At 71.9% G+C, this 16,903-nt stretch carries 9 protein-coding genes; 1 reads left to right on the top strand and 8 read right to left on the bottom strand.

Annotation, left to right across the window (positions count from 1 at the left end):
- The first annotated feature begins 363 nt into the window (after nt 1–363).
- The gene (locus ACIRD8_RS37290; RefSeq protein WP_404002084.1) at nt 364–987 is read left to right on the top strand and encodes a hypothetical protein; all 624 of its coding nucleotides are present in this window, start codon (nt 364–366) and stop codon (nt 985–987) included.
- Between the two features lie 138 nt (nt 988–1,125).
- Here the strand turns inward: ACIRD8_RS37290 and ACIRD8_RS37285 are convergent, their stop codons facing one another.
- From ACIRD8_RS37285 to ACIRD8_RS37250, 8 genes are all read right to left on the bottom strand, one after another.
- Entirely contained in the window at nt 1,126–1,704 is a 579-nt protein-coding gene (locus ACIRD8_RS37285; RefSeq protein ID WP_404002081.1) for a restriction endonuclease, read from the bottom strand.
- Between the two features lie 142 nt (nt 1,705–1,846).
- On the bottom strand, nt 1,847–2,056 hold the full coding sequence (locus tag ACIRD8_RS37280) for a hypothetical protein (RefSeq protein ID WP_404002078.1): 210 nt from the start codon (nt 2,054–2,056) through the stop codon (nt 1,847–1,849).
- Between the two features lie 310 nt (nt 2,057–2,366).
- Nucleotides 2,367–4,184, bottom strand: coding sequence for a hypothetical protein (locus tag ACIRD8_RS37275; protein ID WP_404002075.1), 1,818 nt, complete (start codon nt 4,182–4,184; stop codon nt 2,367–2,369).
- Nucleotides 4,181–8,077, bottom strand: coding sequence for a DUF5682 family protein (locus ACIRD8_RS37270; protein ID WP_404002087.1), 3,897 nt, complete (start codon nt 8,075–8,077; stop codon nt 4,181–4,183). The genes ACIRD8_RS37275 and ACIRD8_RS37270 overlap by 4 nt, the downstream gene beginning before the upstream one ends.
- 63 nt (nt 8,078–8,140) lie before the next feature.
- Nucleotides 8,141–9,373, bottom strand: a complete 1,233-nt coding sequence (locus tag ACIRD8_RS37265; RefSeq protein WP_404002072.1) for an AAA family ATPase — start codon at nt 9,371–9,373, stop codon at nt 8,141–8,143.
- A complete protein-coding gene (locus ACIRD8_RS37260; RefSeq protein WP_404002070.1) occupies nt 9,370–14,562 on the bottom strand; it encodes a hypothetical protein in 5,193 nt (1,730 codons plus the stop codon). Before ACIRD8_RS37260 ends, ACIRD8_RS37265 begins: the two co-directional genes overlap by 4 nt.
- Nucleotides 14,559–15,419, bottom strand: coding sequence for a DUF4132 domain-containing protein (locus tag ACIRD8_RS37255; protein ID WP_404002066.1), 861 nt, complete (start codon nt 15,417–15,419; stop codon nt 14,559–14,561). Before ACIRD8_RS37255 ends, ACIRD8_RS37260 begins: the two co-directional genes overlap by 4 nt.
- 635 nt (nt 15,420–16,054) lie before the next feature.
- A complete protein-coding gene (locus tag ACIRD8_RS37250; RefSeq protein ID WP_404002063.1) occupies nt 16,055–16,726 on the bottom strand; it encodes a hypothetical protein in 672 nt (223 codons plus the stop codon).
- Nucleotides 16,727–16,903 lie beyond the last annotated feature (177 nt).

Here is a 16,903-nt window from a genome sequence, read left to right as displayed (position 1 = left end):
AACGTCACCCGTTCCCGCCTGGGAAGACTCGTCCGCCAGGGACTCCTCGAACAGCCCGGACGCGGCCGCTACCAGAAACGGACTTAACGCCCTCTCATAGCATCACGACCGTCTCACTGGACTTGAAATCTTCCGCCCACAGAACGAACCACCACCCAGTACTCGATAGGCAAGAGCGTCAGCCACGCCACAATGGAAGCGGCTGCTTCTCACTCGGCTGCAGGCAAAGCCTCCCTGGGGTGGACATCACAGGAGAGTGACGTCGGCAGACGTCGTCCACGGCATACTGCATCATGTGTCTCCGCCGACTGCGGGCAGCGTCCCGGAAGGATCAGTAGGGTCATCGGCGTGCGTAATGTGCGAGTGGTTCTGATCGGCGGGACATCGAACGTCGGAAAGTCGACCGTCGCCCAAGTGGTCGCGGAGAAGCTCGGCTTTCAGTGCCTGAGCACCGACGGGCTGGCCCGGCACCCCGGGCGCCCCTGGAGAACCCCCGAATGGGAGGTACCGGCGCACGTCGCCGAGCACTACGGATCACTCACTGTCGACGAACTGATCACGTCTGTACTCGGCCACTACGACCGGCTGTGGCCCCGCATCGCAGAACTGATCACAGCCCATGCGGCCGAGAGCCGCGGCAGGACGGGCCTGGTTCTGGAAGGTTCGGCACTCTGGCCCGTCCGCGTCGCGCAGCTGCAGGTCCCGCGCACGGCCGCCGTGTGGCTCACCACCGACGACTCCGTAGTACGCGCCCGCGTTCACGCGGCGGGCCGCTATGACACAGCCGCAAACGAGGAACAGATTCTGATGGACAAGTTCCTGGCCCGCGCCGAGCGCTACCAGACACTCATGACCGATGCCATCAACAGGCTGAACCTGGACCGCATCGACGCGGGTGACGGACAGTCCGCCACAGAACTGGCTGACACCGTACTCGCGGCAGCCGACGCACAGACCGCGGCGGGACGATCGTCCACCGGTCGGTGACCCCCACTCATGACGGTCCGCCCCCGGCACAGCCCCACGCCCAGCACCCCCGTAGTCGCGGACGGCGAGGCGATCACCCCCTACCAGAAGCTCCGCCCGACAGGCGCCCCCAACACAGCCCCACCCGAAAGCGGCTGGTCAGCACGACGCCAGAACGGCGCCCAGCAGTTCCCACAGAGAGCGGGAACCGGCGGCCCAAAACGGCGCCGGTGTGGCGGCCGACGACATGGAAGCACTGCTGCCCGACGAAGACCACAGCGGGTGCGGTGCGCGGCCGTTCGTGACGATGACCGCGACGTCGGCGTCGTGAACCTGGCGGGCGGTGCCGTTGAGGATCTGAAGGCCCGGGATACCCACCGCGGACCTGGCAAAACCACCACACCGGTGCCCGCACCGGACCACCCAATGCCACCCCCAAAGATCAGTGGCCTTCACCTCTACCCCCAGACCCCCGCCGCCTCCGACCCCGACCCCGACCCCGACGGCATCGTGGCAGCCGCCCCAGCGCATCAGTTCGCAAACCACTCCCCCGAACCGGGAATAGAGCAAGACATCCAGCCGGGCCAGCCCACAACCCAGGCTCCGCACGTGCACCCCTTCCCAGTACAACCGTAACTGCTTCCAGCAGAACCCGCCGCCCCCCAACAGCACAACAAATACACCAACCACAACAAGAACCCACCAGTTGAACAGCAGCCAGTGGACAACAACCACCACCAAAACACCGGCCGGACCCCCGCCACGAGATAACCGACCAGCCCGCCATTCACCAACTACCAGCCCCTACCCAGCCCCCAGATCCACCACCACACCAACAACCACCTGCTCCCGGTCGCCCGGCTCTTACGTGGGCAAGGGCTCACCGGCCGGCCCGGGAGACACCGCTCGCCAGCTGACCGAGGAAGTCCATGACTCCCAGGCCCAGAAGTGTCGGTGCGGTCAGCACGCCCAGGGCCAGAACGAAGACAACGGCGAATTTCTCATCCAGCCGGCTCCGGAAATGCGTACCCCGACGCAATCGGATCACGACGATAACCATCAGCAGCACGGCCACGTCGACCGTCAGCAACTGCCCCACCTCCCCCGGAACCAGAACACTGGAGCAGCACACGTTGCCCCAGACCCCTTGTGCAGTCGGGTACCGGTGACACTGAAGTCGGATCGCCGGTCAATGGCACAAAGCCATCAAAGCCGGCTGAACCCTGGGCGTGCACGTCAGGGCCCTGGAGTCTTGCGGCGCCGCTGCCGTGCCGGTCCGCTGCCGCGTGTCCGCTACGACCGCCACAGCGGGCCGGGGCCTGGAGACTGCTTCCAACACGTCCTGGACAACACCGCCTGGTTCGGCAGGACGGTGCCCCTCTGTGGTGTGCTGATCGTACTCATGGTGTTCGCTGCAGCCGCCCGGGGCCGGCTGTGGGTTCCGGATGAGGTTCCCAGGCAGCCGCGCACAGGGACTCGGACACGGCGGATGCGTAACGGGCAGCGGCCAGCCAGTGGATGGCGAAACCGTCGCCGTCGGCAGGAAGGAGGCGGCCGAAGGGATCCCGTCCACGCTCGGCCGCCGAGGCGCACAGGGCGGCAAGAAGGCCGGCGGCTGTGGGAAGGCCCGCCCGGCGCAGGCGGCGGGTCTCGGTGGAGATATCACCGAGCATGCCGAGGGCGGCACGGCCCGCCGGGACCGCCTGTTCGACCCGCCGCTCCAGAAGGTACAAGGGTGAGTGTCCGCCGGAGTTGCCGGGTTCGGGTGAGACAGGGTGCACGCGGGCGTCCGGGACGGGAAGGTCGGCGCGGCGCAGGCGGTCGAAGCCGAGGTCGACCGTGCCCTCACCGGTGGGATGCGAGCAGGCCAGGAGGGCGAGCCTGGGGTGGAGCGCGGGTACCAGACGGCCGATGATCCGCAGCCGTGTCCCCGGTGCCGTGGCCAGAAGCATCAAGTTGTCACGATGCGCCAGCGCGGGGCTGTCATCGGCGACCGTCAGCCGGACCGGGATACCGCCGTCGCACGACGCGAGGAGGCAGGTGCCGCCCGGCTCCCGTACGGCACCGCGAAGTTCGACGTCCAGGAAGAGCAGGTCGCTGCCGCCACCGTCCGGGTCCGCGTAACGGGACGTGGACCGCAGAGCCCGTACGGCCTGCTGAACCGGTGGCGTCTCCCACAGGGCGGCGAGCGGTGGCTCGGTCCACGCCGCACCTGGGGCAGTGACGGCTTTGACGCCCTTCCCGGCACCCAGTCTGCCGTCCGGTGAAACGGTCGCCCCCGAAACTGCCAGCCCGGCCCGGCCCAGTTCCCGGTGGGTGAGCGCACACTCCCCCAGGCGCACCACGCGGTCGGCCACGCCCACAGCGCGTCCGACACCGCCGGGTGCCACGTCGCCGACCGTGCAGAGACGGCCGCCGCCACCAGCGACCCAGGTGCGGGCGCCACCATGCCCTGAGTCGGTGACCACAGGTTCGGTGAACAGGCCGTACAAGCGCAGCGAGCCGTCCGGGCTGTACGGGCGGCGTGCCCGGCCTCTGGCTGCGGCCAGGTCCGCACCGGAGGCGGTCCTCACCCGGTGTGCGGTGCCCAGGAGTTCGGCCAGAGCGGTGACGAGATCGGCGGTGCGGTAGGACGGGTCACCGGCCCGGGCCGCGCGCAGCAGTGTGACGACGGACAGTGCGGCGCCCGCAGCACGTGGCAGATGCTGGAGGCGGGCGGTGTGCGCGGCGCGGAGGAGCGCTGCTTGGGCGACGGCGCCGGCCCCGTCGACACCGGCTTCCAGCACGGCGGCTGCCGCCGACCACACGGCGCCGGCCGCCGCACGCTGAGGCGGGCTCGCCACGTCGGGTGCAAGGGTGGTGTCGTGGGCGGGCGATACGGGTCCGGCCGCCGCCGGGGACGGCGGCGCGGCGGGCTCAGGAGCCGGGTCCGCCGCAGGGGCGGCACAGGCGGCAGCTGCCCGGTGAACACAGGCCGGAGCAAGAAGACACCCACAGGTGATGGCACCGGCCGTCGATACCATGCCGGCCGGGGCATGCATACGCAGATCGGTCTCCTCATCGACCGCGATCGTCACCATGTCCCCGTCCCGGTGTACCGGGCGGGCGCCGAGTTTGATGACCGCCGCGTCCAGCCGCTTACGCAGCCGGGGCGAGAGCTCTTCCACCAGGGTCGCCGTGACCTCAGGTGCGACAGGTGGCAGCTGGGCGGCGGTCATGCGGTCTTCTCCCCTATCCAGCGGGCCAGTTCGAGAGGGCTGAGTGCTGCAACAGGCATGCCGGCGGCCACGAGCTGGCCGGCGACGCCCGTCGAGTAGCGGGGCCGGCCCGCGTCGTCGAGACTCGCACAGCCAAGGACATGGGCACCGGTGGCAACCAGGGACCGTACTTCGGCCAGCAGACCGCCGAGCGGAGCACCCTCCTCGAAGTCGCTGATGACGACGACGAGGGTGCGGGCGGGCACCGTGACCAGGCTGCGCGCGTGCCGCAGCCCGGCAGCAATGTGTGTGCCACCACCGACGCTCACCTCCAGCAGGAGGGAGAGCGGATCATGCACATGGCCGGTGAGGTCGACAACCTGGGTGGAGAAAGCCAGGAAGTGGGTACTCAGAGCCGGTACCCCGGCCAGCACGGAAGCGGTCAGCGCGGACCAGATCGTGGACGCCTCCATGGATCCGGAAACATCGGTGACCAGGATCAGCCGCCAGTCGGCCGACCGGCGGGCGCGGCTGCGGAACACCGGCTTCTCGGGAACGATCTGAACCGTTCCGTCAGCAGCCCGGCGGGCGGTGGCCAGGTTGGCATGCACGGTACGCGGCAGGTCCAGTCGGCCGCCCGGGCGGCGGGTGGGCCGGGCCAGCATGGTGCCGGTGAGAGCGGGCCGCAGCCGGGTGGCGAGCTGCCGCGTCAGCTCCTCGACCAAACGTCGGACCAGGGGCCGCAGCGCCGTCAGACGCGCCTCGGGAAGGCCACCGGCATGGCGCAGGACGGTACGGAGCAGTTCCACGGAAGGAGTGGCCGCCGCCGGGTCGATCTCGGCCAGGACGTCCGGCCGGCCGGCGCCGGCAGCAGCGGCAAGAACCTCCTCACGGATACCGGGACCGAAGAGCGCGGCCAGCTCCTCGGACCACTCACGGACGCCGGGAAACGCCGCCTCACGGCCGCCACCCCGACCAGGACCGGGCATACCGCCACGTGACCCCTCGCCACGCCCGTTCCCGTACAGCTCGTCCAGCGCGGTCGCCAGCCGGACGGCACGCGACGACAGTTGGTCAGGGCGCCTGCCCAGCACGAGCCGCCACCGGTCGGCCGACGCGAGGGCCCGCACAGGGGCGACCCCGGCGGGACGAGCCTGAGCCGGCACGGAAACGGAAACGGGCACGGAGACGGGCACGGGGGCGGGCACGGGCACGGGGGCGGGGGCGGGGGCGGGGGCGGGGGCGGGGGCTGCGGAGATACCCGCCCCGGTGGGGGGTGTGCCGGTGCAGGATGCCGTGCTGGCGGGTGGCGGGGAGACGGCAAGATCGTCCGGCTCCAGCGGGAACCGGTCCTCATACACGGGAGACGGTACGGGAAGGCCCAGCACGGTCAGAAGTTCGCGGGCCGAGAGGTCAGCGGCCGTCCGCGCCGCCAAGCCGGCCGGAGTATCGGCGCCAAGGCTGTCGACCCGTTCACCGAGCCTCTCCTCGACAGTGTCCAGCAGCCGGTCACGAGCAGCCGGGCTGAGAATGTCAAAGCCGCCACGCAGAGCGGGCAAGCGTGCCAGGAACGCGGCGTCATCCAGCTCGACGACACGCTCCAGCAGCGGGTCCAGGGTGCCGGCACCCACAGTCAGGAGCGGGCCCGCCGCCGTCAGGACACCGGTGAGACGGGCAGTGAGCGCGACCCGGGAAGCGCCGTCGACAGCACTGTCCACCCAGGAGGCGACACGGGCCCCGAAAGCCTCGGCCTCCTCATGACCCGTAAGGACCCGGACGGCCCCCGCAGCCGCAGCGATCATCGCAGTGCCACCGGCGGCCAGCCGCACGAGCGCGTCAGCAAGCCGGATACCACCCAACCGGTCAGCACGCTGGGCAAGCTCAAGCAGAGCACGGGCGTCCTCGGGCTCCTCGGACCCGGCCAGGCCATCGACCTGACGGACCGCCGCCGAAGTCAGGACCTCCACCACGTGGGCGATGCGGGCGGCCGAGGCGGCGGCCAAGCCCTCGACGGAAGCAGAAGCGGACAGGGCGGAAGCGGACGCGGGAGCGGCCAGGGCCGGCAGGTGCCCAGCGCCGATGCGGTCCAGGAGGTCAAGCCCGGTGAGGATTTCGGGAAGGGTGCCACTGGCGGGAAGCACGGCCGCGAGTTCCGTGAACCGTTCGTCGGCCAAGGCGGGAAGTCCGCACTCGGCAGCCTCCATGAGGCCCCTCACGACCTGGGCGGCCGTGGGGCCGCCTTCCGCCCGCTCGGCCGCGTGCCGCTGCCGCAGCACCCCCTCGGCCGCCTGGGCCGGAGTGACACCACGGGCCCCGGCAGCCGTGAGCATCGCAGCCGTCGCCGGGGACCACCGCACCAGCCAGCGGGTCGTCAGCCCCTCCGAACCCGCAGCACCCGACACCGCCTGTTCCTGCGCGTAGGGGATACCGCACACCGTCAGCCTGCGCAGCAGCAGCTCGCGCCGCCCGTCGAGGGTGGAGCGGGCCGGGTCGAGCCGGAGATCACGCGGCGTCTTCTCATGGGCGTCCCCCGGGCCCGGGAGCGAGAGCGCTTCGGTGTCGGCCTCGACGGCCGGACCCAGCCCACTACGCGGCACAGCGGGAGCGGGCCGTCCGGTACGGGATCCGACGAGTACCTGTTCGAGGGCCTGGGCGACGGCCCGGCCGGTGCCGTAGGTCTCGCCGCGCCCGAGCACCGTCTGCACGGCCTCCAGGAACTCGCCGCGGCCGGGAACGGGCAGCCCACGCAAACGCGCCAGATCCCCCGCCACCCGCACAACCTCCCGCCCGTCCGCCGGGCCATACGGGTGACCCCGCTCACGCAGAGCCACACAGACACCGACCGTGATACGGACCAACGCCTCGTACAACGCGGACACAGACCCGCCAGCCTCCAACACACAGTGCTGCCACTCCGGATCCCGGATGCCCGCCGGATACCCAGACCGCGAATCAAGCAATGGGTACGTATACGGAATCAGGGAGACCGTGCACGTCTGCGTCCCGGCAACGCCGGTCGCGTGACCATCCGCCCCCGGTACGCACGGAACGGCAGGCGTGGCCTGCCCTGGAGGGGCAGGCACCTCGGCGGCCCCAGGGGCGGACGGCAGCAGCGCCGGGGCATGAAAAGCCCCCACCACCACAGCAGGCCGCAACCCGCCCGCCAGAGCCTTCGCGACATGCCCCCGCATACAAACCTCACGCACCAGGTCACTGCTGTCCACGCCACCGCTCGCCTCGGCTTCGTAACGCAGCGCCCAGCCGGTGAGGAGGGCGGCACGGCGCAGTGCCTCGGGTGTCGAACCGGGTGCCGGGGCCTCGACCAGCCGGTCCCACAGGTCGTCCCCGTCGCGTCCGGTGAGCCGGGACCGGAGGGCGGCGGACAGCCCGTGCCCCTCCCCCGGCACGGGGCCGGTGTCCGGGGAGGGTACGGGGGCCGGAGTGCCCGGTCCGCCCCGCGCCCAGGCCCGGTCGGCCAGCGGCAGATCGCAGGCCACGGCCGGGACGCCGTTCCTGGCCGCCCAGCGCAGGGCAACCAGTTCGGGCGAGAAATCCGCGAACGGATAGAAGGCGGGCTCTCGTTCGCCGCCCGCCCCCGTCCCTTCCGCGGGCACGGCAGCCAGCGCCACCGGAGCCTCGGTCTCCTCGTGGGCGAGCCAGCCCAGCCACGGCTGGAACTCCGCCGGCAGCTCGACAAGGAGGACGTCGGGGGCCGCCGCGTCCAGCAGCGCCGGCAGAGCGGCCGCCAGCGAGGGCGCGTGGTGGCGCACCCCGATCAGGAACGGCAGCCCGGGTCCGGCCGCCGCGAGGGCCTCGACCGCGGCCTCCGGAGTGGTGGGCCCGGCCGAAGGGCCCTGCAATGCACCGGCGGGCGATACCTCGGTGCCGGGCGACGTTTCGGCGGTGGCCCACATGCCCGGGGCGATCGACGTGTCCGCGGTGGTCGACGTGTCCGCGGTGGTCGGCTGGCTCATCAGTCAGTTCTCCAGTACCGCGCGAAGCTCCCACAAGGCACGCCAGGTCGCCGACCCCTGCTCCGCGCGCCTGCGCACCGGGCCGTCCCAGTATCCCAGCAGCCGTGCCGCGTCGGCCGGGTCGTCCTTGCGCACGACGCCGAGCAGATGGCCGGGCAGGAGGGAGAGCACGTCCCGGTCGCCGGGGAAGTAGGCGGTCGCCAGGCCCAGGGAACCCGCGACGGAGACCGCCTCCGCCGTGCTCATCACCGTGGAGGGGCGCTCGACCTCCCAGCCCTCCACGGAACGGCCCCCGCGCAGATCCCGGAAAGCGGTGACGAGGGCTTCGAGGACCGCGTCGTCCACCTGGTAGGCGGCGCCCGCCCGTTCGACGGCCGCCCGCGACTGGCGTCGCACGAGCGCGGTCTCGGCGTCCACGTCCCCGATCGGGCCCACGGTCTCGAAGTTGAAGCGCCGCTTCAGCGCCGCTGACATCTCCGAGACGCCCTTGTCCCGCAGGTTGGCCGTGGCGATGAGGGTGAATCCGGGGGCCGCGTGCACCTGCGCGCTCTCGCTTCCCGCGAGTTCGGGCACCGCGATCCGCCGTTCGGACAGCAGCGACACGAGCGCGTCCTGGACCTCGGGCAGACAGCGGGTGACCTCCTCGACGCGGGCGACGGCGCCCCGGGTCATGGCGGTGAGCACCGGGGAGGGCACCAGGGCATCCTCGGTGGGGCCCTGGGCGAGCAGCAGGGCGTAGTTCCAGCCGTACTTCAGCTGGTCCTCGGTGGTGCCCGCGGTGCCCTGCACGGTCAGCGCGCTGGTCCCGCAGACAGCCGCCGACAGGAGTTCGGAGAGCATGGACTTGGCGGTGCCGGGTTCGCCCACCAGCAGCAGTCCGCGCTCCCCGGCAAGGGTGACCACGCAGCGTTCGACCAGGGCGCGTTCGCCGACGAACTTCTGCTCGATCACCAGGCGGCGCGGTACCCCGGCACCGGGCCGCGCTGACTTCGGCAGGCCGAGCGCCTCGCCCGCGCTGCCCATCACGAAGGTGACGACGGCTCGCGGGGTGAGCAGCCAGCCCGGCGGGCGCGGCCCCGGGTCGTGGGCGGCGAGGAAGGCCAGCTCGGTGCCGTACTGGTCCTCCGGCGGGGTGACCTGGCGGTGCGCCCGACCGGAGACTCCGGCAGGGGGCGTCCGCTGGTCCGGGACCCCGCCTGTGGGGGCGCTCACGGTGGTGGTGATGTCGCTCGTCATCGGCGGCGGCCCTTCCGGGGTGCGCGGGTGTCCAGTTCTTCGAAGGCGGGGGCGTCGCCGCCCCGGGCCCGTGCCCAAGCCGTGGCGAACAGCTCGGTCACGGGCATGTCCGGCAGGGCCCGGGTGGACCCCGCCACGGGGTACAGCCGTTCCTTCCAGATCTCCAGCGGCAGACCGGGCGCGCCACGTTCGAGCCAGCCGCAGGGGAGGAACAGGGTCCGCCCGGCGCGGGAGCGCTTGGCCTCCACCACCAGGTCGGTGGCGGCGAGCTCCGCCCGGGCCTTCTTCATCCGTGCGGGCTTCCACTCGCTCCAGCGGGCGCAGTTGCGGTCCGTCGGGTCGGGCAGGGCCAGCAGCACCAGGTACAGAGCCGCGGCGTCGGCGCTCAGCCCGAGAACTGTGGAGGCCTCGGCCACCAGGTCCGGCACCGTGCGCGTCGGGTCCTGGGCAGGGTGATACAGGGTGCCGTGAGGCGCGCCCGCCGAGACCAGGGCGTCGATCTCCTTGCCCAGCAAGGTGCGCAGGGCGTGGATTTCACCCACCCGGTACTGCGCGACGGTGCCCTCGACCAGGCCGAACGCCGGGTCCTCGGGGCCTTCCAGGCCGGCCGGGCGAATCAGGAGACTCTCGTTGCTGCCGTTGCCGGGTGCGAGGAGCAGCGCCGCACCGGCCCGGACCAGACCGTCGGGCCCCGCCCCGCCGGACTCCGGAAGCTGGTGGGCTGCCCGGACCACGGAACCGATCGAGCCGCCCGCCTCGGTCCAGTCCAGCCCGAGGTCCAGCAGCAGGTCCGGGTCGGCGAGGGCACGGCGCAGGGCCGCGAGCCCGACGGGCAGGTGAGCCCGCACGGGGTGCCCGTACGGCAGCGTGTAGGCCAGGGTCCGCAGCGCGGTCAGGGCGGTGGAGAGCGAGGCTTGCGCGCCGACCCGGCGCAGGCCGGGCCGGCCGGTGCCGTCCTCGACCGGTGAGCCGTGGCCCAGCCAGGTCCGGGAACCCGGGTTGAGGACCAGGTCGAGGGCGCCGGGAGTGGTGCCCGACAGGTCGAGGTCCAGTTCCTCGGGGACGCGGACGAGGGAGGCGAGACGGGCCTGCCAGACCTCGGCGGCAGCCCGGACGTCCGGGCCCGTGGACCACAGCTCGGCCGGGTCTGCGGGCAGCAGTGCCTGGAGCAGGGCATGGCGGTCGTCGTGAGGCAGGGCATTCAGCCTGGCCTGGGCCGCTTCGAAGGCACGGGTCTTCGTCCCGAGCAGCGCGAGCGCCTCGGCGCCGGGTTCGTCGACTGCGGCCGACAGCAGGGCGGCGGACTGGAGGGGACCGATCCCGGTGGCCGTGTGGAAGGCCTCGGCGGCTTCGGGCCGCCAGGGGGCCGGGCCCTTCTCCCGAAGCAAGGTGGTGAGACGGGTGAGCCGGGCGCGGGCGATGCCCTGCCGGTGGACGTGCTCGTGGTCCAGGGTGAAGCCGGGAACGGGGCCGAACGCACCGGTGGGGTCGTGGTCCAGGGCCAGCCAGCGTGACACGTCGTCGTGAAGGTTCCACCCGCGTTCGGCGAGGACGACGACGGTACGGGCGCCCTTGCGCAGCACCTGACCGATCCGCTGCACCGCCTCGCGGCGCCCCTGCCCGGGCGTTCCGCCGTACGGCTCGACGAGCTCCACCTGCCGGACCGTACCCGCCGGGTCCACCAGCGGGCCCTCGGCCAGCGCGTCGAGCAGCATCACGAGACCTGCGCGGTGCTCGGCCGACGTGGTCGCCGATGCGGCCCGGTAGGCCAGTTCGGGCAGTTGGTCAGGCACGGATGTCCAGACCATGGACCGACCGGGGACGGTGTACTCGTCGCGCTGCCAGCCTTCCACGGGGGTGAACGGCGCCCCTGACGGCACCGGCGGGCCGAAAGCCGGTTTACCGCTGAGGACGTGATGGACAGCGAGGATCTGCCGGATCGTGTTCCACCGGCTCCCCGATCCCCACCAGCCGCCGTACATGCGCTCGGTACCCCAGGCGGTGGCGTCCTGCAGGGTCGTGTCGTCGCCGTGCTCGGGCCTGTGGTCGACGAACATGTCCTGGGTGTGCGCGGTGCTCCGCGGGGCGACGGGCTGTGGGGGTTCCAGGTAACGGGCGGCCGCGACGGCCCTGTCAACCGCGTCGCGGACGAGGGCCGTGACACCCGCGAGGAGCCGCGCGTCGGACACCTCGGGCAGCACCCGGGCGGCGGCTTCCTCGCTCAGTTCACGCGACGAGGGGCCGGTGTATTCCTGCACGGCCGTGAAGGCTTCCCGGTGTTCGGCGACCGCGGTGGCGACCTCCTGGAACAGCTCTTCCGCACGTGAGTCCGTCAGGTTCCGCAGGGTGGTGGACCCCTCCTCGTCCCTGGGGCGCATGGCGTGCCAGTAGGCGACGGGAGGGACGTACGGGGTACCGGCGGCGCCGTTGCCGACCGAGGAGCCGGAGGTGACGGACCACAGGCTTCCGCCGGTGCCGTCCGTATCCGCCGGATGAGCCTCGACGGACCGCCCGGCGATGGCCATGACGGGGCGTGACCCGCCGGGCAGGGTGAGGGCGCCGAGCGGCACCAGGGAGCCACCGTGCGGCGAGTGCGGCAGGGTCACCGTGTGGCCGTCGGGGGTGCCCGCGACAATCCGGTGCCCGTCCGCGGGAGCGGGCATGCCCGGTTCGGTGGCCGTGCGGCGGACCCAGCGACCGAGGATCGTGCCGTCCGTGCCGAACGGGGTGCTTTCGAGACCGGGCTGGAGGGGCAGCACCTGGCAGTGTTCGGTGAGCAGCCGGGTGCCTTCCTGCACCCCGGAGTGGAGGAAGGCGGGAAGGGAGGTCCGCCCGTGCGTCCCGCTGACCGGGTCGTACTCCAGCCAGACCCGTAGCGTGCCCTGGTGGCCGTCCCGCCAGTGACCGGTGCCGTCGGAAATGACGGCTCGCTGAGGCGGGAGGGAGGTGTCGCCCGCATGCAGGGCCTTGCCGCCGGTGACGCGACCGCCGCCGGGCAGCGGCAGACAAACGTCGTCGGAGGGGCTGGAAGCACCCCAGCGGGGGATCTGCTCGCCGCCGACGGTGAACACCTCGGCGGGGCGGTGCGACCAGTAGCCGCGCTGCTTGCCGTCCTGCCACCAGATGACCAGCAACTCGCCGTCGACATAACGGAAGGCGACGGTCCGCCAGTGGTCGACGGTGGCGGGCAGCCGCAGGGTGTGTCGCAGCAGAACGCCTTCCGGGCCGACGACGACGGCCCGTTCGAGGGTGTTCAGGATCAGCGCGGGCCAGGCGCCGGTGACACCGACGCCCTCCGACCGGTTACGCCGCTGACGCGCGGCAGCCGCCTCCGTGGCCAGCTCGGCGTACGCCTCGTCCAGCGCGGGCCAGCCCAGCTCGTCGAGGAGGCCGGTGCGCAGGGTCGAGGCTAGCAGCGGGACGACGTCGTGGCGCTTGAGGAGCCCCACCGCCTCGGGAGCGACCTCTGCGACCACGGAGCGGTACGCCGAGAGCTTGTTGAGGGCCGTCCTCAGCCCAGGAAGCCCCTGTGCTGCCGTGTACTCCTCGGCGCAGGCCGTCAGCCACTCCCGCAGGATCCCGGACAGCACCGGATGCGCCGCCATTTTCGCCATGCCGGTGTCGCCCAGCCGCTGCCCGCGTCCGCCGCCGAGGCCGAGGCCGAGGCCGCCGACGGTCCGGCTCAGCAGGGCGCGGAACACCGGCCGTTCGGCGACAGCGGTGAGATCCCGCTCTCCGGGCGCGGTTTCGGTGAGCCAGGAGGCGATCGGAACGCCGGGGCCCTGCGAGGTGCCCGTGTCCTGGTCCTCCGGCTCGGCGACGGGGATGCCGGAGGCCAGGCAGAGGTCGAGAAGGTCCAGGTCGGCGTTGCGCTGCCAGCGGCCCTGGAACAGCTCGACGGGGCGCCCGTCGGCGCGCAGCCGGTTCGCCATCCGGACGGCCAGGTCAAGGGTCTGCGGGCTGCGGGCCGCGGTGACCCGGTTGCGTCGGCGGTGCGCCTCCCAGCGGGCCAGCCAGTCCGCCGGGGAGACGGACGGGTCACAGAGGGCGGCGGAAGCGGAGGTGTTCGGGAGGGCGGTCAGCAGGTCCTCGGCGCCGGACTCCGCCAGCAGCACGAGCCAGCCGTGTTCTCCGTCAACGTCCCGGCCGCTCTCGCTGAAGGTCTCCGGGAAGAAGCCGAGGAGCCGGACTCGCACGGCCGCCTCCCGTCGGGCAAGGGTGACGAGCGCGGGGCGGTAGGCGGTCCAGAACGAGGCAGGGGCGCGCACGATCCCCGGGGAAGCAATCAGATCGGCCATCAGCTCGCGTTCGGCGGCCTCGCGGTCCAGCCCGGCGGCCTTGACCAGCGCGCGTACGTCCTGCGGCAGCGCAGCGTACGGTGGCATGCCGGCGGCGCAGCGCTCGACCAGCAGACGGCGGTACTGTGCCCAGGCGTCAGCCGGTGCGAGCCGGGCCACCAGGTCACGCACATACTGCCGCAGCGCCTTGACGGTCAGTGCCCCGGCAAAGGCGAACTCCAGGAAGACGGCCCGCTGCCGGTCCTCGTCCACGACCAGCCCGTGCACCCGTTCGGCCTCGCGGGCCTTGCCGAAGAAAGAGGCGGCGTAGCTGGTGTTCTCCGCCTGGAGGAAGAGGCGCGCCACCTGCTCGTAGTACGTGGGGAGGAAATGGGGAACGGCCCGGCCGAGCCGGGTACCGAGTGCGTCGAAGCCCTCCTTGGCCGCTCCGGCGCGGCTCCTGGCCTGCCGGCCCAGCCGCTCGATGTCCTTGACCAGAGCCAGGGCGTGGTGCCCGTTGGCCGGGTCGTTGACCAGGGCCCAGGCCGGGAAGCCCAGCGTTTCGCGGCGCACCTGGCCCACGACAGGCGTCTCCGCGGTCCGGGCCAGCCCGAGGAACTCCAGAGCCAGGTCCTCGGCTTCACCGAGGGTGCCGGACACGAGTCGGACCACGGGGCGGTCACCGAGGGCGGTGTGCGTGTAGGTGCGGGCGGTCAGCGCGTCTGCGTCGTCCCGGTCGGTGGTACCGGCGGGGAGGACCGCGCCCGCGTCCAGCAGGGCCGCCACGCGGGCCTCGGCGGCGGCGCTGGAGGCACCCTTGCCCCGGGCCTGGACGGGAACGGACACCGTTCCCGCTGTAGTTGTGTCCACGGTCGTGTTCGTCGTCGTTGCTTTCGTCGTCGTGGTGTTCATGCCGCCTGCTCCTCGTCCTCCACGTCGCGGCCGGCATAGAGCGCCGCCGCCATGCGCATTCCCTCGGACCAGGTGACAGGTCCCACTTCGGCGGCCGTCAACGTGCGCCCCGCAGTGTCGGTCCAGCCCAGGGAGCCCGTCTCCGTGCCGTGCTCGTCGTATCCGTCGTGCTCGCCGATCCAGATACGAGCCTCGGCGGTGGTCCCGTCCTCGACGACCGGGCAGACCGCGTACCCACCGCGCGACCGGTACCCGAGCTGGGTGACTCGGCCGTGCAGGAAGCGCAGCTCCTTGAACACCCCGCCGGCGTAGGTGTCGACGGACGTGGTGTCCGGGGCGAGGCCCTGCGGTCGGCGCCACACCTCGCGGAACAGCTGCTCCACGTTCTGGCGCATCCCCAGTTCGACCGCGAACTCCCGCAGCTCGTCCAGGTCATCGAGGAGGATGGGGTGAGGCACGCTGACGACGTCCGGGGTGATGCGGGCCGTGTCGCCGTCCAGGTCGACGAGGCCGAGGCCGCGTGCGGGGTCGACATCGCGCAGGAACCCGGCGACTCCGCCGTCCGTGCCGGTCACCACCACGTCCCGCAGGGCAGCCTGCCATGCCGGGTCGGGCCAGACCTGGGCGAGGACAGCCGTGGGAACGGGCAGCGAACGCACCATCCACTGCTCGACGTCGGTCAGGCACCGGCGTTCGTGCCGCTCCAGCCACTCGGTCAGCTGCCGGAGCCCGACGACCGCCGGATCATCCTTCAGTTTGGCCGGGACGGACTTCAGCCGCCGGCCCTTCCCGTTACGGCACACCACCTTGCCCGCCTCCAGGGCGACTTCGTAGTCGCCCGCCGGTACCCACCCCATGCGCTGTTCTCCCCGTTGTTCCTGACACGCCGGTCTGGCGGCACGCCGATGAGACCCGTCGACGGCAACGCACCGTGACGATTGAGAGAGACTCTAGGCGTACCCACTGACAATGAGTTCGGCCTCCGTCCGCGTGGTCGTACAGGCACGCACCACGCGCAGTCGGCAACGGCGCGCAGTATGGGAGAGCACGCATGTCTCGCGCGTCGCGCGGAGACCGACCGTTCGAACTGCTCCAGGCGACAAGGACCCGGCCGGCCCGGCCTCCTGCCGGTCGCGGATGTCCACAGCGGGTACGCGGACAGGCTCCGTGGCGGCACCGGCGCCCCCTGGCACCCTTCCGCGGCCGGGACGCAAGCCTGGCCTGGTGCGGCTCATGCCACAACTGCCCTAAATCCACTGCGAGTTCAGCATCACAACCGCCGGGCAGGCCCGTGATCCTCCGGTCGCTGATGACCGCTGTTCGCGTCGCGTTCCCCACCACGCAGCGAGGATCGGCGATCCTGAGCACGACGTCCCGCCGCTGACCCTGCAGGAACTCGTCAGAGGATAGGTGCCCATGTTCGTATCCACACACGGAGCACCACTCGGCGGGTGGGCGGTTGTTCCATCGGAGCCCGATCCGCGGCCGTCCCTCACGCCGGGTTTGAGGTGTTGCACCGGTCAGGGGCTGGCGCGATGGTAAGGGTGTGGGCTTCGACAGGGTTCAGGGCGGAACGGGCGCTGAGGGCATCGCGGACGAGCGTGGCCTTCTCCGTCGAACCGTGCGCGTCGAGCCAGGCAAGGGCGAGGGAGACGGCCCGGCTGGCGGCTGGGGGCCCGAGGTCGGTGCGGTCGAGGAGCGGGGCCAGGACGTAGCGGGCGCGAGCGGTGGCTGCGTAGTGGTCCAACCATGCGAAGGCACCCGTGACGGCCTTGCCCATGTCATCGACGCTCAGGTCGTCACGTGCGAGCAGGGCCCTCAGGACAAGCGGGGCGCCGTGCGCGGTGGCATGGTCGTCCAGCCACGCCAGGGCGATCACGAGGTAACGCTGTGCCTGTTCTGCGGTCATCTCCGAGCGGATGAGGAACGGGGCGAGGATGAACCGAGCGACCGCAGCCGTGGCGTAGCTGTCCAGCCAGGTCGCGCCTGCGGCGAAGGCCCGTCGGGCGTTGGCGGGTGTGAGGTCGGTGCGTTTGAGGAGCGGTCCCAGCACGTGGGCCGCGGAGAGCTCGGCCTGGTGGTTGTCCAGCCAGGCCAGGGCGTGGCTCGCCGCTCGCTGAGCCTGGTCGGGTGTCAGGTCGGCTCGCTGGAGCAGAGGCTTCATGACGTGGCCGAGGCTACTGGCGCTGGGCCCACAATCCAGCCAGGACAGTGCGCACGCGATCGCGCGGGACGCTTCCTCCGGGCTCAGAAGCCGTATCTCAACCGATGATGGAACGTGTGAGTCGAACGGGTTTCCCGCTGGGGTGATCTTCCGGCGGTAGGTGCATGAAGGCAGGGC

This window comes from Streptomyces sp. NPDC102451, assembly GCF_044765485.1.
In the GTDB taxonomy this organism is placed as follows: Bacteria; Actinomycetota; Actinomycetes; order Streptomycetales; family Streptomycetaceae; genus Streptomyces.
This window is presented reverse-complemented; position numbering and strand designations above follow the sequence as displayed.

What these genes read in the sequence shown, in the direction of transcription:
- ACIRD8_RS37270 (WP_404002087.1), bottom strand. Translation starts at nt 8,077, where the DNA reads ATGTGGGCCACCGCCGAAACGTCGCCCGGCACCGAGGTATCGCCCGCC.
- ACIRD8_RS37260 (WP_404002070.1), bottom strand. Translation starts at nt 14,562, where the DNA reads ATGAACACCACGACGACGAAAGCAACGACGACGAACACGACCGTGGAC.
- ACIRD8_RS37265 (WP_404002072.1), bottom strand. Translation starts at nt 9,373, where the DNA reads ATGACGAGCGACATCACCACCACCGTGAGCGCCCCCACAGGCGGGGTC.
- ACIRD8_RS37275 (WP_404002075.1), bottom strand. Translation starts at nt 4,184, where the DNA reads ATGACCGCCGCCCAGCTGCCACCTGTCGCACCTGAGGTCACGGCGACC.
- ACIRD8_RS37250 (WP_404002063.1), bottom strand. Translation starts at nt 16,726, where the DNA reads ATGAAGCCTCTGCTCCAGCGAGCCGACCTGACACCCGACCAGGCTCAG.
- ACIRD8_RS37255 (WP_404002066.1), bottom strand. Translation starts at nt 15,419, where the DNA reads ATGGGGTGGGTACCGGCGGGCGACTACGAAGTCGCCCTGGAGGCGGGC.